Raw genomic sequence first — 19,220 nt, 5'->3', positions numbered from 1 at the left:
TAAGGATTTAAATAATGATGTTGAAGCCAGCCCGCCTGATGTTAGCCCTGATCGCTGTCGTGGCAGCACCAGCTTTCGCCCAGAATGCCGCCACCGTCAACGGCAAGGCCATTCCAGCTGCCAAGGTTGATCAAATGGTCAAACAAGTTGTCGCCCAGGGCCAGCAGCCAGATTCGCCGCAACTGCGCGAGATGGTGAAAAAAGAACTGATCAGCCGCGAAGTCATGCTGCAGGAAGCCGATAAACAGGGTTATGGCAAAAAGCCGGAAGTCACGGCCGCTATCGACAACGCCCGTCAAAGCATTATTATCAATGCGATGCTGGCGGATTATGTTAAGAAAAACCCGGTTAAAGACGCCGAAATTCAAGCTGAATACGACAAGTATAAAGCCGCTGTCGGCCCAACCGAATATCACTCGCGTCATATTCTGGTCGCCACCGAACAGGAAGCCAAGGATATTATCGCCAAGCTGAAAGCTGGCGGTAAGTTCGAAGAACTGGCCAAGGTATCGAAAGACGGTTCCGCCAATAATGGCGGCGATCTGGGCTGGATGACGCCAGGCAAACTGGTGAAACCCTTTGCCGACGCCATGGTCGCACTGAAAAACGGTGAAATCACCCAGACCCCGGTGAAAACCGAATTCGGCTACCACGTGATCAAGCTGGATGAATCGCGCCCGACCCAGATGCCGCCGCTGGCGGAAGTCAAAGGCCAGGTCGCTGAAGCTCTGCAACAGCGCAAGATCGCGGCCTACCGCGAAGAGCTGCTGAAGAAAGCCAAGATCCAGTAAGCTGGACTGGCTCGAACAAAGCGCCTGCATGCAGGCGCTTTTTTTACGTCATCACAAATCTGCAATCAGTACGATCATGCCCGTAAGCAGCACCGATACCGCCTTCCTGTCCCGGCTGACGAGCGCTCTCGCCGCTGCCGCCAATGCCGAGCGAGCGCCAGCCATGCGCGCTTACCTGCGCGAGCAGTTCGACTGTCTGGGCGTCGCCACCCCGGAACGCCGCGCCGCAGGCAGACCGCTGCTGAGCGAATTAAAAGACGCGGGTGCCGAGAAGTTAATCGAACACGCCCACGCGCTGTGGCGATTGCCAGAACGCGAATATCAACATGTCGCGCTGGACATGCTGGCTATGTACTGGGAAAAACTAAACAGCGCGCATATACCGGCGCTGCTGGAATTGGCACAGATTAAATCCTGGTGGGATACCGTGGATGGACTGTCCGGCATCATCGGCGACATATTGCGCTATCAGCACCATTATATGGATAACGCGTTACGCGATAATAATATGTGGGTACGCCGTATCGCCTTGCTGCACCAGTTGGGCTGGTGCGATAAAACCGATGAGCAGCGTTTATTAAATTACTGCCTGACGCTGGCCGGAGAAAAGGAATTCTTCATCCAAAAAGCGATAGGCTGGGCATTAAGGGATTATGCCCGATATGCGCCGGACGCCGTTCGGATATTCACCCGCGAACAAAAAGAGCGGCTCGCGCCGCTCTCTTTCCGCGAGGCCAATAAACATCTGGCCCCTGATTAATTTATCAATCAGCCAACGAAGCGGCGCGCATTCCGGAACATCCGCATCCACGGTGATTCCTCACCCCACGACTCCGGCGCCCACGAGTGCTGGACGGTACGGAAGACGCGCTCGGCGTGTGGCATCATCACCGTGAAGCGGCCATCCGGCGTGGTGACCGAAGTCAAGCCTTGCGGCGAGCCGTTCGGGTTGTACGGATAGGCTTCGGTCGCCTCGCCACGATTATCAACAAAGCGCATGGCGTGCACCGCCTCGACGATGTTACCGGTCTGCGAGAAGTCCGCGTAACCTTCGCCGTGGGCGATGGCGATCGGCGTCTGCGTGCCGGCCATGCCCTGGAAGAAGATCGACGGCGAATCCAGCACTTCCACCATGGCGAAGCGGGCTTCAAACTTCTCCGACTTGTTGGAGGTGAACTTCGGCCACGCATGCGCGCCGGGAATCAGCGGTTTCAGGTTGCTCAGCATCTGGCAGCCATTGCACACGCCCAGGCCGAACGTGTCGGCACGGGCGAAGAACTTGGCGAACTGATCGGACAGCGCGTTGTTGAACAGGATGGTCTTGGCCCAGCCCTCGCCCGCGCCCAGCACGTCACCGTAGGAGAAACCGCCCACCGCGATCACGCCCTGGAAGTCGTCCAGCCTGGCGCGGCCCGAGATCAGGTCGCTCATGTGGACGTCGATCGCCGCAAAGCCGGCCTGGTGCATGACGTAGGCGGTCTCGATGTGCGAGTTGACGCCCTGCTCGCGCAGAATCGCCACCCGCGGACGCACGCCGGTGGCCAGGAATGGCGCGGCCACATTGTCGCTCAGATCGAAGGTGACTTTCGGCGTGATGCCTGGGTCTTGTTCGTCCAGCAGACGGTCATATTCGGCGTCGGCGCAGGCCGGATTGTCGCGCAGGCGGGCGATGCGCCAGCTGGTCTCGCTCCACAGACGGTGCAGTTCGACACGCGGCTTGTTGTAGATGACCTTGGCGTCGCGGGTGAATTCGATCACGCCACGGTCATTGGTCTTGCCGATGATGTGGCTGCAAGCACCCAGGTTGAACGAGCGCAGCACGTCCATGACCACCGATTTCTCTTCGGCGCGCACCTGAACCACGGCGCCCAGCTCCTCCGAGAACAGAGCGCGCAGCGTCTGCTCGTTGCGGCGTTCGGCGATCTGCGTGGCCCAGTTCTTGGCGTCGCCCTGATCGGCGCCGTGCCCCTCTTCCAGCGTCAGAATGTCGAGATTGATCGACAGGCCGGTGCGGCCGGCAAAGGCCATTTCAGTCAGCGTGCCGTACAGGCCGCCATCCGAACGGTCGTGGTAAGCCAGCAGCTTGCCGTCCGCGTTCAGTTGCTGGATGGCGGCGAAGAAGGCTTTGATGTCTTCCGGATTATCGACGTCCGGCACCGAATTGCCCAGCTGGCCCATGACTTGCGCCAGCGCCGAGGCGCCCAGACGGTTCTTGCCACGGCCCAGGTCGATCAGAATGATGGCGGTGTCGCCGACGTCGGTGCGCAGTTGCGGCGTCAGCGACTTGCGCACGTCGTACACCGGCGCGAACGACGACACGATCAGCGAGACCGGCGACAGCACGGCTTTTGCCTCATCGCCGTCTTTCCCGCTTTCTTTCCAAGTAGTGCGCATCGACAGTGAATCCTTGCCGACCGGGATCGAGATCCCCAGCGCCGGGCACAGTTCCATGCCGACCGCCTTGACGGTGTCGTACAGCGCGGCGTCCTGGCCGGGCTGGCCGCAGGCCGCCATCCAGTTGGCCGACAGCTTGATGTCCTCGATCGAACGGATCGGCGCGGCGGCGAGGTTCAGCACCGCTTCGGCCACGGCCATGCGGCCCGAGGCGGCGGCGTCGATCACGGCCAGCGGCGTGCGTTCGCCCATGGCCATCGCTTCGCCGAGATAGCCTTCGAAGCTCATCGCGGTGACGGCACAATCGCCCACCGGCACCTGCCATGGACCGACCATCTGGTCGCGCACGGACATGCCGCCCACGGTACGGTCGCCGATGGTGATCAGGAAGGATTTGTCGCCGACGGTCGGCAGCAGCAGCACGCGCTTGGCGGCTTCTTCCAAGTCCATGCCGGTCAGGTCGATGGCCGGGAAATCGTTCTGTACATGGTGCACATCGCGCTGCATTTTGGGCGGCTTGCCCAGCAACACATCCATCGGCATGTCGACCGGTTCGTTGCCCAGTTCGGGGTCAACCAGCTTCAGTTGACGCTCTTCGGTGGCCACACCGACCACGGCGAACAGGCTGCGCTCGCGCTCGCAAATCGACTTGAACAGCGGCAGGTCGTCCGGCGAAATCGCCAGCACATAGCGTTCCTGCGATTCGTTGGACCAGATTTCTTTCGGCGCCATGCCGCTTTCTTCCAGCGGAATCTTGCGCAGATCGAAGATCGCGCCACGCTTGGCGTCGTTGGTGATTTCCGGGAAGGCGTTCGACAGACCGCCGGCGCCGACGTCGTGGATCGAGATGATCGGATTCTTCGCACCCAGCTGCCAGCAGGCGTTGATGACTTCCTGCGCGCGGCGTTCCATTTCCGGGTTGCCGCGCTGGACCGAATCGAAGTCCAGGTCGGCGGTGTTGGTGCCGGTCGCCATCGACGAGGCGGCCGAACCGCCCATGCCGATGCGCATGCCGGGGCCGCCCAGCTGCACCAGCAGGCTGCCGACCGGAATGTCGTTCTTGTGCGTGTGCTGCGACGAGATGTTGCCGATGCCGCCGGCGATCATGATCGGCTTGTGGTAGCCGAACACGGTGTCGTGCGCGCCGGCAAACTGCTTGCCGATGTTCTGTTCGTAGGTACGGAAGTAACCGCCCAGCACAGGACGGCCGAATTCGTTGCTGAAGGCGGCGCCGCCCAGCGGGCCGTCAATCATAATCTGCAGCGGCGAGGCGATGCGCTCCGGCTTGCCGTATGGCTTGCCGCTGTCGCGGTAGTCGGCGCCGCTGACCGGCGCGGTGACGACGGCGTCGCTTTCCCACGGCCGCACGGCACCCGGCAGCAGCAGGTTGGAGACGGTGAAGCCGCACAGGCCCGCCTTCGGCTTGGCGCCGCGGCCGGTGGCGCCCTCGTCGCGGATTTCACCGCCGGCGCCGGTCGAGGCGCCCGGGAACGGCGAGATCGCGGTCGGGTGGTTGTGGGTTTCCACCTTCATCAGCGTGTGGGTCAGCTCGCTGAGCGGCGCGTATTCGTTGCTGCCGGTCTGCGGGAAGAAGCGCATCACTTCGGCGCCTTCCATGATCGACGAATTGTCGCTGTAGGCGACCACGGTGCCCTTCGGCTGCAACTGGTGGGTGTTCTTGATCATGCCGAACAGCGATTTCGGCTGGGCGACGCCGTCGATGGTCCAGTCGGCGTTGAAGATCTTGTGGCGGCAGTGCTCGGAGTTGGCCTGCGCGAACATCATCAGTTCCACGTCGGTTGGATTGCGGCCGGCCTTGGTAAAGGCGGCGTCCAGGTATTCCACCTCGTCTTCCGACATGGCCAGGCCGAGGTCGGTGTTGGCCTTGTCCAGCGCGGCCTTGCCGCTGCCGATCACGTCCACCGTTTCCAGCGGACGAGCCTGCAGTTCGCGGAACAGACCGGCCGCGTCGTCCGGCGAGCGCAGCACGGACTCGGTCATGCGGTCGTGCAGCAGCGCGATCACCGCCTGCACTTCCTCGTCGCTGAGCTTTTTCGGCGCGCCGATCGCGCTACCCAGGATGCCGGTCTTCAGGTTGATGCGGTAGGCCACGCCGCGTTCGACGCGCTTGATGTGTACCATGCCGCAGTTGTGGACGATGTCGGTGGCCTTCGAGGCCCATGGCGAAATCGTGCCGAAGCGCGGGATGACGAAGAACGCCTCGGCATGGCCTTCAGTGTTGTCGGCTTGGGCCGGCTCGCCGTAGGTCAGCAAGCCTTGCAGGCGCTGCGTGTCGTCGGCCGACAGCGGCGCGGCGGCATCGACGAAGTGGACATAATGCGCCTGGACGGCGGCAACGGACGGCAGCACCGCTTGCAATTGATTCAACAGGCGTTGGCTACGGAATGCGGACAGGGCGTTAGAGCCCGGCAGAATCAGCATGGTTGGAAGATAGTTGATGCAGCTAGGCTGCGGTTTAAAGGGGAATGAGGCACGAGATACTGGTCTTGCAGATTTTCCTTTGCCGACATTATACCCGCTATCAGCGAGGCCATATAGTGTCTGAACCGGGCAAAAGCTGGCTCAGAAGCAACATTCAGCGCCAAAATTCGGGTATTTTCATTTGCCTTGGAGTATGCTGATCAGATATTAGCGGGGATGGTGAACAATGGCAGAATATAGCGACTTGTCGGTGCTGATCGTCGACCCGAATCCGGGCATGCGCGGCAACCTGCACAATATGCTGAGCCAGTCGTCGATCACCAAGATCGAATACGCGGTCAGCTCAGGCACGGCGATCCGTCAGCTCGCCAAGAAGCCGTTTGACATTATCTTGTGCGAGTACGACCTGGGCAACGGCAGTGGCGAGGCCAACGGCCAGGACGGCCAGCAGTTGCTGGAGGACCTGCGCCACCACAAGCTGATTTCGCCGTGGAGCATCTTCATCATGCTGACCTCGGAGGGCGAGTACGGCAAGGTGATCGGCGCGGCCGAACTGACGCCGACCGACTACCTGCTCAAACCCTTCACGGTGGATTCGCTGCTGCAGCGCATCGGCCGTGCGGTGGATCGGCGCCAGCAGTTTCTGCCGATTTATCAGCAGATCGACCTGGGCAATGTGCGCAAGGCCATCACCGACTGCCTGGCCTCGCAGGACCGCAATCCGCGCTACGCCATCGACTTCGCCCGGCTGCGCGCCGAGCTGCTGTTCTCCATCAACGAGCTGGGCGACGCCGAAATGGTCTACCAGTGGATACTGATGACGCGCCCGGTCGCCTGGGCGCATCTGGGCCTGGCGCGCTGCCGCTATGGCCTGGCCAAATACGCCGAGGCGCAGGAAACGCTGCAGCAGTTGCTGGAACAGAATCCGCGCTACATGGCGGCCTACGATTTGCTGGCGCGCACCCACGAGGCGCTCGGCCAGCACGAGGCGGCCAAGAAAATCCTCGAAGACGCGGTGCAGATTTCGCCGCACATGGTCCGCCGGCTGCGCCATCTGGGCGAAGTGGCGTTCGAGACCGGCGATGTGGGCGTGGCCGAGAGAGCCTTCAAGCAGGTGGTGGCCAAGGCCAAGTATTCCGAATTCCGCGACCCGGAGGACCATGTCAAGCTGGTCAAAACGCTGGTCAAGAAAGGGGATGCCCACCAGGCGGGCAGCGTCATCCGCGACATGGAGCGGTCGCTGCGCAGCAGCCCGAACGTCGATGTGTGCCGCGCCATCGCCTCCGGCATGGTGCAGCAGATGAGCGGCAATATGAGCGCCGCGGCGGCCGAGCTGATGAACGCGATCAATGGCGTGGCCGGCACCCGTGGGCTGTCGGCCGGCCTGAAGGTCGGCCTGGTCCATAGCTGCCTGAACATGAAGCTGGACCAGCAAGCCTCGGACCTGATGCTGAACCTGATGAACGACAACGAAAGCGGCGTCTCGATGGAGGACGCGGTGCAGGTGTTCGAAAAAGCCGGCCGCCACGATCTGGCGCAGGGCATGGGCGAGCAGATCAAGATTCAGGTCGACGAGCTTATCGCGCAGGCGTCGCGCCAGCGTTCGCAAGGCGAGCTGCGCGCGGCGGTCGACACCCTCACGACGGCGCTGCGCCGGGCGCCGGGCAATTTGCCGCTGCTGTCGGCGGCCGCCGCCACCATGCTCAAGCAACTGGACGATCTGGGCTGGGAGGCGCCGCTGGGCGAGCAATGTACCTTCCTGCTGGAACGCATACGCCGTCTCGATCCAGCCCATCCGTCACTGGAAACGCTGACGGCGCAGTATCATCACACCCAGCGCAAGTACGGCATTTCGGCCGTCGCTTAGTCCGGGCTGGTCACTTCGTACCCCTTGGCCTTGAGCGCGTTCAGGTAGCTGTTGCCGCCGAGGATATCGGTCATGCTCAGCATGGCGAAGCTGCTGGTGTTGTGCCCCAGCGCCTTTTCAGCCGCCGCCACCCATGCCGTTTGCACACGCTCCTTGACGTTCTGCAGCGCCGGTTGTTTCTTGACGAACTCCGCGTTCAACATGGCATCGTCGCAGGCGGCTTTCTGATCGGGGAAACTGAGTTTCTGGATCGCGTCAATATCGCCCTTGGCCCAGGCGTTGGCGCGCACGCGCATCGCGTCCAGGTCGGACTCTAATCGGTCCAGCGTCTTGGTGAAGCAGGCGGTGTCGGCCAGTTGCGATTTTTTGAAATCGCTCAGGGCTTCGGAGGCGTTGCTGGTGTCGAGCTTGATACCGGTCTCGGTGACCTTGATATCGTGCTGTTTGACGATGCCGTCGATTTTCTTATCGACCGCCGCACCGCGCGTCAGGCCGGATTGCTTGAGTGCGGCCTCGTACAGTTTCTGCGCCACGAAGATCGGCCGCTCGCGCTCGACACCGCTGTTTTTGCCCAGGTATTTGTCCTTCAGCGGCTGCCAGCGGGCGTAGACCTCGGCCGGCAACACGTCCTTCAAGGTGGCGCCGTCCGGATTCTTCTCCAGGCCGATCAGCGTCGGCAGCATCGTCAAGCTTTTGAAGAAACCGATTTTGAACTGCGCGCGCGGCGGCGCCAGATATTCCTGCGATTGCGCGAGCACCTTCTCAACCTCTTGCGAGCGCCATTCCAGCTTGTCCGGCAACGGCGAATAGGTGCCGAATACCCACAGCGTGTGATCGCCCTTGCTCACCTTCCACAGGCCGGGGCCGGGACGCTGGCCGACCAGCAGCACGGTTGCCGTTTCGGCGGCCGGCGCCGGCTCCTCTTGCGCCAGCGCGGCGGTCAGTGGCAGAAGCAGGCACAAAGTGGGCAACAAGCGTTTGAACATGGGGTCCTTGGATTCAGAAAGCGATGACGCCGCTGGCGAAGCAGTGGCTGATGAAGTACCAGCAAGCGAAATACAGACCGCACAGCAGGAAAGCCGACAAGATGGCGGCACGCGGCGAGCTGCGGGTCTGGAACAGCCTCAGTAATGTGCGCATGACGTAGTCCTCATTCCTGTCTAAAATTCAACTGTACGTCGCGGCGCGCGCGACGCACAAGACACGAATGAGAGGTGGCGCGATCCGATACCGGGGGTATCGGATCGCTGGCCCTGGCGCCGGCCGACTTACGTTGACTGGCCGAAGCCGCCGCCGCCCGGCGTCTCGATGATGAACACATCGCCCGGCTGCATAGCGGTCTTGCCGATGTGGCCCAACACCTCGACCGTGCCGTCGGCGCGCTGTACGCTGTTGCGGCCCAGCGCGCCCGGCGCGCCGCCGGCCATGCCGAACGGCGCATGGATGCGGTTGTTGGACAGGATGGCGGCCGTCATCGCTTGCAGGAAACGTACCTTGCGCACGCCGCCGTTGCCGCCATGCCAGCGCCCCGCCCCGCCGCTGCCGGCGCGGATCTCGTAGCTGTCCAGCCGCACCGGGAAGCGGAACTCCAGGATTTCCGGGTCGGTCAGGCGCGAGTTGGTCATATTGGTCTGCACCACCGAGGTGCCGTCGAAGCCATCGCCGGCGCCCGAACCGCCGCTGATGGTCTCGTAATACTGGTACTGCGCATTGCCGAAGGTGAAGTTGTTCATCGTGCCCTGGGCCGCCGCCATCACGCCGAGCGCGCCGTAGAGCGCGTTGGTGATGCAGGTCGACGTTTCGACATTGCCCGACACGACCGAGGCCGGATAGCGCGGATTCAGCATCGAACCCTCTGGAATTAGCACCTTGAGCGGCTTGAGGCAGCCGGCGTTGAGTGGAATCTCGTCGTCCACCAGCGTGCGGAACACGTACAGCACCGCCGCCATGCAGACCGCCGCCGGCGCGTTGAAATTGTTTTCCAGCTGTGCCGAGGTGCCGGTGAAATCAATTTCCGCGCTGCGCGCCGCCTGGTCCACGCGTACCGCCACCTGAATCCGCGCGCCGTTATCCAGCGGCAGCGTGAACGAACCGTCCTGCAGGGCGCTGATGACGCGGCGCACCGCCTCCTCGGCGTTATCCTGCACATGGCCCATATAGGCCTGCACCACCGCCAGGCCGAAATGCGCCACCATCCTGTGCAGCTCGTCGACACCCTTCTGGTTGGCGGCGATCTGCGCCCGCAGATCGGCCAGGTTCTGGTCCGGATTGCGGGCCGGGTACTGGGCGCTGGCCAGCAAGGCGCGCGTTTCGGCCTCGCGCAGCTGGCCGCCATCGACCAGCTTGAAGTTATTGATCAACACACCCTCTTCCTCGATGACGCCCGAATCCGGCGGCATCGAGCCCGGCGTGGTGCCGCCGATATCGGCGTGGTGGCCGCGCGAGCCGACGTAGAACAGGATCTGCCTGCCCGCTTCGTCAAACACCGGCGTGATCACCGTGACGTCCGGCAGATGGGTGCCGCCGTTGTACGGATCGTTGAGCATGAAGACATCGCCGGCACGCATGCGGCCGGCGTTCTCGCGCATCACGGTCTTGATGCTCTCGCCCATCGAGCCGAGGTGCACCGGCATGTGCGGCGCGTTGGCGATCAGGTTGCCGTCGGCGTCGAAGATGGCGCAACTGAAGTCGAGCCGCTCCTTGATGTTGACCGAGTACGCGGTGTTTTGCAGCCGCAGCCCCATTTGCTCGGCGATCGACATGAACAGGTTGTTGAAGATCTCCAGCATCACCGGATCGGCGCTGGTGCCGATGGCGCGCCGCTCCGGCAAGGCGGCCACGCGCGTCAGCACCAGATGGTCCTGCGGCGTCACCTCCGCCTGCCAGCCGGCTTCGACGATGGTGGTGGCGTTGGCCTCGGCGATGATCGCCGGGCCTTTGATGATGTCGCCGATGCGCGTGCCGGCGCGCTGATAAAGATTGGTCTGGCGCCATGCGCCGCCGCTGTACATCGGCACCACCGCACGCGGCGTCAGGCCGGAGACGCGGCGCGCGGCCGGTTCCACCGTCTCGGCCGGCGCCTCGGACTTGCCAACGGCCTCCACCGACACCGCCTCGACGATCAGCGCGCGCGACTGCATCAGGAAGGAATAGCGCTTGCGGTAGGCCGCCTCGAACTGTTGCCGCATCGATTCGACCTGATCGAACAACACGATCAGCGCGGTGTCCGTGCCCTCGTAGCGCAGATGCACGCGGCGGATCAGCACGATGCGCGCGTCCTCGACGTGCTGCGCCCGCAAGTCGTCCCGCGCCTGGCGGCCCAGCGCGTCGAGCCGCTCGGCCAGATCGGCGTGACCGTCGGCGCTCAGGCGCGCCTCGACCGCCGCTTCGCGCATCGCCGTCTGGTCGGCCAGGCCCATGCCGTAGGCCGACATCACGCCCGCCAGCGAATGGACGAAGACCGTTTTCATGCCGAGCGCGTCGGCCACCAGACAGGCGTGCTGGCCGCCGGCGCCACCGAAACTGGTCAGCGCGTACTCGGTGACGTCATGGCCACGCTGCACGGAAATCTGTTTGATGGCGTTGGCCATGTTGCCGACCGCGATGTCGAGGAAGCCCTCGGCCACCTGCTCCGGCGTGGTCTCGTTGCCGGTGGCGGCGGCGATGTCGGCGGCCATGGCGCGGAAACGCTCGCGCACGGCGGCGGCGTCGAGCGGCTGCTTGCCATCGGCGCCGAACAGTTGCGGAAAGTGCTGCGGCTGGATTTTGCCCAGCATGACGTTGCAGTCCGTGACCGCCAGCGGACCGCCACGGCGATAGCTGGCCGGTCCGGGATGGGCGCCGGCGCTGTCCGGGCCGACGCGATAGCGGCTGCCGTCGAAATGCAGCACCGAGCCGCCGCCGGCGGCCACCGTATGGATGCTCATCATCGGCGCGCGCATGCGCACACCGGCGACCTGGGTCTCGAACACGCGCTCGAACTCGCCCGAATAGTGCGACACATCGGTCGAGGTGCCGCCCATGTCGAAGCCGATCACCTTGTCGAAGCCGGCCAGCCGCGAAGCGCGCACCATGCCGACGATGCCGCCGGCCGGCCCGCTGAGGATCGAATCCTTGCCCTGGAAGGCGCGGGCGTCGGTCAGGCCGCCGTTGGACTGCATGAATTGCAGATTGACGCCCGGCAGCTCGCTGGCCACCTGATCGACGTAGCGCCGCAAAATGGGCGACAGGTAGGCATCCACCACCGTCGTGTCGCCGCGCGCCACCAGTTTCATCATCGGGCTGATGGCGTGCGAGGCCGACACCTGCGTAAAGCCGATCTGCCGCGCCAGCGCGGCGACCTGGGCTTCGTGGTCGTGGTAGCGATAGCCGTGCATGAACACCACCGCCAGCGAGCGCAATCCCTGGTCGTAAGCCTGTTGCAGCCCGGCGCGCGCGGCCGCCAGATCCAGTTCGGCGACGACTTCGCCATGCGCGCCGACGCGCTCATCGATTTCGATCACATGGTTGTACAGCAGCTCCGGCAGCACGATGCGGCGGTCGAACAGGCGCGGACGGTTCTGATAAGCGATGCGCAGCGCGTCGCGGAAGCCGCGCGTGATCGCCAGCGCGGTCGGCTCTCCCTTGCGTTCCAGTAGCGCGTTGGTGGCCACCGTGGTCCCCATCTTCACCGCGCCGATCTGCGCGACGGGAATCGGATTGCCGCTGGCGATGCCCATCAACTGGCGGATGCCGGCGATGGCAGCGTCGCGGTAATGCTCGGGATTCTCGGACAACAGCTTGAGTGTGCGTAGCCGGCCATCCGGCGCGCGCGCCACGATATCGGTAAACGTGCCGCCCCGGTCTATCCAGAATTGCCAATCCATGCCTGCCTCGCTGAGCTGTGAAGCTCGTATTGTAGTGCCGCCGACGCAGCGCACACCAGCGGACAGGCCACATTTTTTAGATGCTAGAATGGCACGATGAATCCACTCTATACCGTTGCAGAACTCCGCGCCATCGAACGCGCGGCCGCCGCCACACTACCGCCGGGCGCGCTGATGCAGCGCGCCGGCCAGTCCGGCGCCAATGCCGCGCTGGACCTGCTGCCGATGTCCACCGCGCAGGCGCGGGTGCTGGTGCTGGCCGGCCCCGGCGACAATGGCGGCGACGCGCTGGAAGCGGCCGCCCATCTGTCCTTCACCGGCGCGCAGGTCACGCTGATCCATTACCCGCCGGCCGACCCGAGCGCCGCGTCGACCGAGCGCCAGGCAGCGCTCGCAAGGGCGCAATCGAGCGACGCCCGCTTCCGCGCGGCGGAGGACGCGAATATCGCCGGCACCGAATGGAACCTGGTGATCGACGGGCTGTTCGGCATTGGCCTGACGCGCCCGATCGGCGGCGCGCTGCGATCGCTGGTGGAAACCATCAACCGGCTGCGTTGCAGCGTGCTGGCGCTGGACGTGCCGAGCGGACTGGATGCCGACACCGGCGGCGTGATCGGTCCGGACGGCGTCGCCATCCGCGCCACGCACACCATCACCTTCATCGGCAACAAGCCGGGGCTGCACACGTGCGATGGCCGGGACTATGCCGGGCTGGTCGACATCGCCCGGCTGGAGATCGGCGCCGGCCATTTCGCGCCGGCCAGGCTGCATTTGAACGACGTCAAGTTCTTCGCCCACCATTTGCGGACGCGGCGCCACAACTCGCACAAGGGCAGCTACGGCAGCGTGGCTGTGATCGGCGGCGCGCGCGGCATGAGCGGCGCGCCGATACTGGCGGCGCGCACCGCCATCCACAGCGGCGCGGGCCGGGTCTACGCGCTATTTGTTGAAGATGCGTTGCCCGCCGATCCCGGCCAGCCGGAACTGATGTGTCGCGCCGCGCACGACTTCGACCTCGGCCAGGCCACGCTGGTCATCGGCCCCGGCATGGGCGCCTCGGCAGCCTCACACGCGTTACTAACCCAGGCCATCGCCGCCGACAGCGCGCTGCTGGCCGACGCCGATGCCCTCAACCTGCTGGCCGGCGACGCCGCGTTGCAAGACGCGCTGGCACGACGTCAAGCGCCGACGGTGCTGACGCCGCATCCACTGGAAGCCGCGCGCCTGCTCGGCACCGGCATCAGCGCTGTGCAAGCCGACCGCCTGTCGGCCGCGCGCGCACTGGCCGCGCGGCTGCACGCGGTAGTCGTATTGAAAGGTTCCGGCACCGTCATCGCCGCGCCGGATGGCGACGCCGTCATCAACACCACCGGCAATCCCGCGCTGGCGACGGCCGGCACCGGCGACGTGCTGGCCGGTCTGTGCGGCGCGCTGCTGGCGCAAGACTGGCCACGCTGGGAAGCGGCGCTGGCCGCAGTCTGGCTGCACGGCATGGCGGCGGACGTGCTGGTGACCGAAGGCAGCGGCCCGATCGGCCTCACCGCCGGCGAGCTGATCCCCGCGATCCGCACCGCCCTCAACCGCATGGTCCAACACCACGCCCGCTAAACCCCGGTGTCAGGTCTGACACCGGACCTTCATACGAGGCGGCCGGCGGCGATGGTGATGGTGCGGCCGCAGCGGGCGGCCATGGCCTGGTCGTGCGTGACCAGGACCAGCGTCGAGCCGTGTTGGCGGTTGAGTTCGAACATCAGCTGGATCACGGCTTCGCCGGTGGCGGCGTCGAGGCTGCCCGTCGGCTCGTCGGCGAACAGCAGCGGTGGTTCGGTGACGAAGGCGCGCGCCAGGGCGACGCGCTGCTGCTCGCCGCCGGACAGGTATTTTGGATAGTGCTTCAGGCGACTCGACAGGCCGACGCGGGCCAGCATGGCTTCGGCTTTTTCACGCGCACCGGCAATGCCCGCCAGCTCCATCGGCAGCATGACGTTTTCCACCGCCGTCAAATGCGCCAGCAGCTGGAAGGATTGGAACACGAAGCCCAGCTTTTCCTTGCGCAGCGCGGCGCGGCCGTCCTCGTCCAGCGCGTAGATGTCGACGCCGTCCAGCACCACTTTGCCGGCGCTCGGCGTGTCCAGGCCGGCCAGCAAACCGAGCAAGGTCGATTTGCCCGAACCCGAGGCGCCGACAATCGCCAGCGTCTCGGCCTTTTGCACGGTAAAATCCACCTCGTGCAGTATCGTCAGTTCGCCGGCGGCATCGGCGACGCGCTTGGCCAGGCCTTGCACGGCTATGGCCGGCTGTACAGCAGCCGTCGTCACCGGCGACGGCGCCAGGGCCGGTCCGTCCGGCATGAATTGGGTAGACGCTTTAGGGAAATCGGGCATGCTGAATGTGGTTAATTGTTTATCTGGAAAAATACTGCGCGCACTGGCCGCCCTGCTCTTGATGGCAGCGGCGACGAGCGCCTATTCTGCACCAAAAACCGTGCTGGTGCTCGGAGATAGCCTGTCGGCCGAATATGGCTTGTCGCGCGGCACCGGCTGGGTCGCGCTGGCCGAGCGCAAACTCAAGGAGAATAACATCGATGCGGTGATTGTCAACGCCAGCGTCTCCGGTGAAACCACCAGCGGCGGTCGCTCGCGTCTGCCGGCGCTGCTGACCAAGCACAAGCCGGATCTGGTGGTGATCGAGCTGGGCGCAAACGATGGCCTGCGCGGCCTGCCGGTCGTCGCCGCCAAAGCCAATCTGCTGGCGATGAACGAGGCGGTCACGAAGGCCAATGCCAAGGTGATGCTGATCGGCATGCGCATGCCGCCCAATTATGGTCGCGATTACGCCGAGAAATTCTTCGCCATGTATGGCGCCTTGAGCAAAGAGATCAAGGCGCCGCTGGTGCCTTTCATGCTGGACGGCGTGGCCGAGAAGCCGCAACTGTTCCAGCCGGACCGCCTGCATCCGTTGGCCGAAGCCCATCCGATTATCCTGGCCAATATCTGGCCGACATTACAGAAAGCCATCAAGGCAAAATGAGGTATCCCGAAGTATTGAGCATCGATCAGGTGCTGGCCCAACTTGATGCATTCGATGCCATCATCGACGCCCGTAGCCCAGTCGAATTCGAGCAGGACCATCTGCCCGGTGCGATCAACGCGCCGGTGCTCGATGACGAGCAACGTATCCGCGTCGGCACCATGTACAAACAGGTGGGCTCGTTCGAGGCAAAAAAGCTCGGGGCGGCGCTGGTCGCCAAGAATATTGCCCGGCACATCGAAGAGTTATGGATGGATAAGCCGCGCGAGTGGCGGCCCTTGGTCTATTGCTGGCGTGGCGGCAACCGCAGCGGCGCCATGGCGCATATTCTGGCCAAGGTCGGCTGGCCGGTGGTGCAGCTGGAGGGCGGCTACAAGGCTTTCCGGCAGGAAGTGAACGCGGCGCTGGAACAGGCGCCGGCCTTGACCTTGAAAGTGGTGTGCGGCACCACCGGCAGCGGCAAGAGCCGTTTGCTGGAGACGCTGGCCGCGCAAGGTGCTCAAGTGCTCGACCTGGAGCAACTGGCCGCGCATCGCGGTTCGGTGCTGGGTCATTTGCCGAGCCAGCAACAGCCGAGCCAGAAGGCGTTTGAGACCCGTATCTGGGACGTGCTGCGCCGTTTTAACGCGTCGCGGCCGGTATTTGTCGAGGCGGAGAGCAAGAAGGTCGGCAACCTGCGCGTGCCGGCGGCACTGATGGACAGCATGCGCGCCGCCGATTGCATCGCGCTGACGCTACCGCGCGCCGAGCGCGTCAATCTGCTGATGGCCGATTACGCGCACTTTCTGCTGAATCCGGCATCGCTGAATGTGCAACTGGAGCATCTGACCCAGTTGCATGGCAAGGAGAGGATCGCGCACTGGCAATCGCTATCGCAATCAGGCCAGATGGCCGCGCTGGTCGATGAATTGCTGGCCCAGCATTACGATCCCGCTTACCTGCGTTCGATCGACCGCAACTTTATCCGCTACGCGAGCGCGCAGCCGCTGGAGCTGGCCGATATCAGCGATGAGGCGTTCATCGCCGCCGCCCGCCGCCTGCTCTAGAAACGTCATTCCCGCCTAAGCGGGAATGATCGGAGCAATTACTTCACTTCGGTGACAGTGGTCGCCGAGGCGATCGGTTTCAGGATTTTCACCTTGGCCTTGGATTTGAGCAGTTCAACATACTGCGCCATCTCCTGCTGCGCGATCAGGTTGCCGATCTGTTCGGCTTCCTGCTTGCGCTGCGCTTCGTCCGCGGCGGCTGGCTGCTGCACCTTGCTGATGCGATACACGCCGTAGCCAGTGCCTGGCAAGTCCACGCCAACATAAGCCGGCAGCTTGCTGGTGTCGACCGTCATCACCGATTGCAGCGCCAGGCCGTTGATGCCTTCTGGCTTGCCGCGCGATACCAGCTTGCCCGCGCCGAAACCGGTCGCGTCGCCAGATCTCTTGAAGGCGGCCAGTTTCTCTTCACCGGCCTTGGTCGCCAGCTTGGCGGCTTCTTCAATGGTCACACGCTGACGGATCTGCGCATCGACTTCCGCCAATGGACGCTTGCTTGCTGGCTTGAAATCGACGATGCGGCCCGAGATCAAGGTGTTCGGCGCGATCTCAACCGCTTCGGTGTTGCGCTTGCTGCCGATCGAATCGTTCGAGAACAGTGCGGTCAGGAACTTGGGATTGTTGTACAGCGCGGCGCCGGCCAGTGGCGACGGCTTGCGCGATACGCCATCAGCGGTCTCGACCTTCAGGCCCAGCTTGTCGGCAGCCGGCTTCAGGCTGTCAGCTTGCTCGTAGACGGTGTTGTTGAAGGTCTCGGCCATTTCCGAGTATTTCTTGGCGGCTTTCTGTTTTTTCAGCAGATCGGCGACGTCGGCCTTCACCACGTCCAGCGGCTTGACCACGGCAGGCTTCAGTTCGGTCACGGTCAGCACGTGCCAGCCGAATTCCGACTGCACCGCGTCGCTGATCTCGCCCTGCTTCAGCTTGCCGATCGCGTTTTCAACCGACGCCACCAGCGAGCCTTTTTCGATCACGCCCAGGTCACCGCCCTGCTCGGCCGAGCCCGGATCTTCCGATTTGGCTTTCGCCAGTTTGGCGAACTCGCCCGGATTCTTGCGCAGTTCGGCGACGATGGCTTCCGCCTTGGCCTTGGCGGCCGCGATGTCGGCGGCGCTGGCGCCCTTCTTCACGGCGATCAGGATGTGGCTGGCACGGCGGGTTTCCGGCGTGGTGAACTGCGCCGAATTCTTGGCGTAGTAATCCGCCACCTCGGCGTCGCTGACCTTGATCTGGCTGGCCACGGCGTCGTTGTTCAGCACCACGTATTCGATCTTCGCTTGCTCAGGCACTTCGAAGAACTTGCTGTTCTTCTGGTAGTAGGCCTTGACCATCTCGTCGGTCACCTTGACCTGTGGCACGAAGTCGGCCACCGGCAGCAGCAGTTCCTGCACTTCGCGCTCTTGCGCGACGATGTCCGACAGGTTCTTGGCGACGCTGCGCGGTGCAAAGCCGGTGCCTTCGACGGCGGTGGCCAGCTGTTGCAGCGCCAGGTCGCGGCGCAGGCGCGCATCGTAGTCTTCCGGACGCATGCCTTGCTGGGCCAGGATGGCCTTGTAGCGGTCCATGTCGAACGCGCCCGGACCGCCGAACTGGTCAATGATGACTTTCTGCAGTTGGCTGTCGGTCACGCTCAGGTTGCGGTGCAGGACTTCGGCGGCGATCGCGCGTTGCGCGATCAGCTGGTCGAGGATGTTCTGCTTGAACTCGGGCGTGTCGAACATTTTCTGGTCGAACTGCGCGCCGAGACGCTGGCGATAGGTATCCAGCTGCGTGCGCACGGCGTTGTCGAATTCCTGTTGGGTCAGTGGCTTGCCATCGATTTTGGCGATGGTGTTGGCGTCGTCGCCAAAGCTCTGGTAACTGCCAATGCCGACAAATGCAAACGATGGCACGATGACGATCGCCAGCAGGATTTGCATCAAGCGTTGATGGGTACGAATAAATTCAAACATGGTCTGCCAATTCGGATTAGAAGGACTTGCACATACAAAAAAGGCGAACCCACGTTCGCCTATTCCGGTTGCCGGATTTTACAAGGAATATATCGGATATTCAATGTTGAATTAACGGTCGCGGAAAAAGAAAAACCCCGCAGCTCGTAGAAGCTGCGGGGTATCTTGTTCTGGCGGAGTGGACGGGGCTCGAACCCGCGACCCCCGGCGTGACAGGCCGGTATTCTAACCAACTGAACTACCACTCCTGGTAGGCACTACAATCTCGATATTGGTTGGCGGAGTGGACGGGGCTCGAACCCGCGACCCCCGGCGTGACAGGCCGGTATTCTAACCAACTGAACTACCACTCCAGCTGAATATCAAGGTGCTACATACTACAGTAAAACTTAATTTCCGGCAAATGTTTTTTTGGTGGGCGGTGAGAGGCTCGAACTCCCGACCTAAGCCTTGTAAGGGCTCCGCTCTACCAACTGAGCTAACCGCCCATTTGCCGAAGTGAACAGCTTTGTTGCCACCGCTGCTCACCGAAGTCCGTTAGTTTACAGCATCTTTCAAAGCTTTGCCAGCTTTAAATTTAGGAACTTTTGCCGCTTCGATGGTGATCTCTTCCTTGGTGCGCGGATTGCGGCCGGTACGGGCGGCGCGTTCGCTCACGGAGAAGGTGCCGAAGCCAACCAGGGTCACGCTGTCGTTCTTTTGCAGGGTGGTGGTAACACCGTCAATCACGGCGTCCAGCGCGCGTGCAGCAGCCGCTTTCGAAATATCAGCGGTGGTGGCGATATGGTCGATCAATTCAGTCTTATTCAAAGCAATTCCCCACAAAGGTTATA

Annotated in this window: 13 protein-coding genes and 3 tRNA genes; 6 read left to right on the top strand and 10 right to left on the bottom strand. The window is 63.3% G+C overall.

Features of this window, described 5'->3' with window-relative positions; genetic code table 11:
* The first annotated feature begins 14 nt into the window (after window positions 1–14).
* Complete coding sequence (locus GTP44_RS16525; protein WP_161020306.1) at window positions 15–791, top strand: peptidylprolyl isomerase; 777 nt, start codon at window positions 15–17, stop codon at window positions 789–791.
* Between the two features lie 28 nt (window positions 792–819).
* Window positions 820–1,551 carry a DNA alkylation repair protein gene (locus tag GTP44_RS16520; RefSeq protein WP_229256950.1) on the top strand — a complete coding sequence of 244 codons (732 nt, stop codon included), beginning with the start codon at window positions 820–822 and terminating at the stop codon, window positions 1,549–1,551.
* Window positions 1,552–1,559: 8 nt separating this feature from the next.
* Here the strand turns inward: GTP44_RS16520 and purL are convergent, their stop codons facing one another.
* Window positions 1,560–5,627, bottom strand: a complete 4,068-nt coding sequence (gene purL, locus GTP44_RS16515) for a phosphoribosylformylglycinamidine synthase (protein ID WP_161020305.1) — start codon at window positions 5,625–5,627, stop codon at window positions 1,560–1,562.
* Between the two features lie 226 nt (window positions 5,628–5,853).
* Here purL and GTP44_RS16510 point away from each other — a divergent pair, with 226 nt between their 5' ends.
* The gene (locus GTP44_RS16510) at window positions 5,854–7,494 is read left to right on the top strand and encodes a response regulator (RefSeq protein ID WP_161020304.1); all 1,641 of its coding nucleotides are present in this window, start codon (window positions 5,854–5,856) and stop codon (window positions 7,492–7,494) included.
* Here the strand turns inward: GTP44_RS16510 and GTP44_RS16505 are convergent.
* From GTP44_RS16505 to GTP44_RS16500, 3 genes are all read right to left on the bottom strand, one after another.
* Window positions 7,491–8,480 (bottom strand): TraB/GumN family protein, encoded by a 990-nt coding sequence (locus GTP44_RS16505; RefSeq protein WP_161020303.1) that lies wholly within the window; start codon window positions 8,478–8,480, stop codon window positions 7,491–7,493. The genes GTP44_RS16510 and GTP44_RS16505 overlap by 4 nt on opposite strands.
* Before the next feature lie 13 nt (window positions 8,481–8,493).
* A complete protein-coding gene (locus GTP44_RS27225; RefSeq protein WP_202424113.1) occupies window positions 8,494–8,634 on the bottom strand; it encodes a hypothetical protein in 141 nt (46 codons plus the stop codon).
* Between the two features lie 128 nt (window positions 8,635–8,762).
* A complete protein-coding gene (locus tag GTP44_RS16500) occupies window positions 8,763–12,359 on the bottom strand; it encodes a hydantoinase B/oxoprolinase family protein (RefSeq protein ID WP_161020302.1) in 3,597 nt (1,198 codons plus the stop codon).
* 96 nt (window positions 12,360–12,455) lie between these two features.
* Here GTP44_RS16500 and GTP44_RS16495 point away from each other — a divergent pair, with 96 nt between their 5' ends.
* Window positions 12,456–13,967: an NAD(P)H-hydrate dehydratase gene (locus GTP44_RS16495; protein ID WP_161020301.1), complete on the top strand. Its 1,512-nt coding sequence runs from the start codon at window positions 12,456–12,458 to the stop codon at window positions 13,965–13,967.
* 29 nt (window positions 13,968–13,996) lie between these two features.
* Here GTP44_RS16495 and GTP44_RS16490 read toward each other — a convergent pair whose 3' ends face one another.
* Window positions 13,997–14,710, bottom strand: a complete 714-nt coding sequence (locus GTP44_RS16490; protein WP_160990520.1) for an ABC transporter ATP-binding protein — start codon at window positions 14,708–14,710, stop codon at window positions 13,997–13,999.
* Window positions 14,711–14,741: 31 nt separating this feature from the next.
* On the opposite strand from GTP44_RS16490, the gene GTP44_RS16485 reads away from it, so the two are divergent.
* Complete coding sequence (locus GTP44_RS16485; protein ID WP_161020300.1) at window positions 14,742–15,389, top strand: arylesterase; 648 nt, start codon at window positions 14,742–14,744, stop codon at window positions 15,387–15,389.
* Window positions 15,386–16,435, top strand: a complete 1,050-nt coding sequence (gene mnmH / locus GTP44_RS16480) for a tRNA 2-selenouridine(34) synthase MnmH (protein WP_160990522.1) — start codon at window positions 15,386–15,388, stop codon at window positions 16,433–16,435. Before GTP44_RS16485 ends, mnmH begins: the two co-directional genes overlap by 4 nt.
* A 38-nt stretch (window positions 16,436–16,473) precedes the next feature.
* Here the strand turns inward: mnmH and GTP44_RS16475 are convergent, their stop codons facing one another.
* From GTP44_RS16475 to hbs, 5 genes are all read right to left on the bottom strand, one after another.
* On the bottom strand, window positions 16,474–18,387 hold the full coding sequence (locus tag GTP44_RS16475) for a SurA N-terminal domain-containing protein (RefSeq protein ID WP_161020299.1): 1,914 nt from the start codon (window positions 18,385–18,387) through the stop codon (window positions 16,474–16,476).
* 171 nt (window positions 18,388–18,558) lie between these two features.
* Window positions 18,559–18,635: transfer RNA gene (locus tag GTP44_RS16470), tRNA-Asp, on the bottom strand.
* A 28-nt stretch (window positions 18,636–18,663) separates the two neighbouring features.
* A tRNA-Asp gene (locus GTP44_RS16465) sits at window positions 18,664–18,740 on the bottom strand.
* Window positions 18,741–18,799: 59 nt separating this feature from the next.
* Window positions 18,800–18,875: transfer RNA gene (locus tag GTP44_RS16460), tRNA-Val, on the bottom strand.
* Window positions 18,876–18,924: 49 nt separating this feature from the next.
* The gene (gene hbs / locus GTP44_RS16455) at window positions 18,925–19,197 is read right to left on the bottom strand and encodes a non-specific DNA-binding protein Hbs (protein ID WP_070266615.1); all 273 of its coding nucleotides are present in this window, start codon (window positions 19,195–19,197) and stop codon (window positions 18,925–18,927) included.
* Between the last annotated feature and the right edge of the window lie 23 nt (window positions 19,198–19,220).

It is taken from the genome of Duganella lactea (assembly GCF_009857505.1).
In the GTDB taxonomy this organism is placed as follows: domain Bacteria; phylum Pseudomonadota; class Gammaproteobacteria; order Burkholderiales; family Burkholderiaceae_D; genus Rugamonas; species Rugamonas lactea.
Note: the sequence above shows the minus strand (reverse complement) of the source record. Positions and strands in the feature narration are given on the sequence as shown.

Coding starts and splice junctions, on each gene's coding strand:
- GTP44_RS16525 (WP_161020306.1), top strand. CDS start 15: ATGATGTTGAAGCCAGCCCGCCTGATGTTAGCCCTGATCGCTGTCGTG.
- GTP44_RS16520 (WP_229256950.1), top strand. CDS start 820: ATGCAGGCGCTTTTTTTACGTCATCACAAATCTGCAATCAGTACGATC.
- purL (WP_161020305.1), bottom strand. CDS start 5,627: ATGCTGATTCTGCCGGGCTCTAACGCCCTGTCCGCATTCCGTAGCCAA.
- GTP44_RS16510 (WP_161020304.1), top strand. CDS start 5,854: ATGGCAGAATATAGCGACTTGTCGGTGCTGATCGTCGACCCGAATCCG.
- GTP44_RS16505 (WP_161020303.1), bottom strand. CDS start 8,480: ATGTTCAAACGCTTGTTGCCCACTTTGTGCCTGCTTCTGCCACTGACC.
- GTP44_RS27225 (WP_202424113.1), bottom strand. CDS start 8,634: ATGCGCACATTACTGAGGCTGTTCCAGACCCGCAGCTCGCCGCGTGCC.
- GTP44_RS16500 (WP_161020302.1), bottom strand. CDS start 12,359: ATGGATTGGCAATTCTGGATAGACCGGGGCGGCACGTTTACCGATATC.
- GTP44_RS16495 (WP_161020301.1), top strand. CDS start 12,456: ATGAATCCACTCTATACCGTTGCAGAACTCCGCGCCATCGAACGCGCG.
- GTP44_RS16490 (WP_160990520.1), bottom strand. CDS start 14,710: ATGCCGGACGGACCGGCCCTGGCGCCGTCGCCGGTGACGACGGCTGCT.
- GTP44_RS16485 (WP_161020300.1), top strand. CDS start 14,742: ATGCTGAATGTGGTTAATTGTTTATCTGGAAAAATACTGCGCGCACTG.
- mnmH (WP_160990522.1), top strand. CDS start 15,386: ATGAGGTATCCCGAAGTATTGAGCATCGATCAGGTGCTGGCCCAACTT.
- GTP44_RS16475 (WP_161020299.1), bottom strand. CDS start 18,387: ATGTTTGAATTTATTCGTACCCATCAACGCTTGATGCAAATCCTGCTG.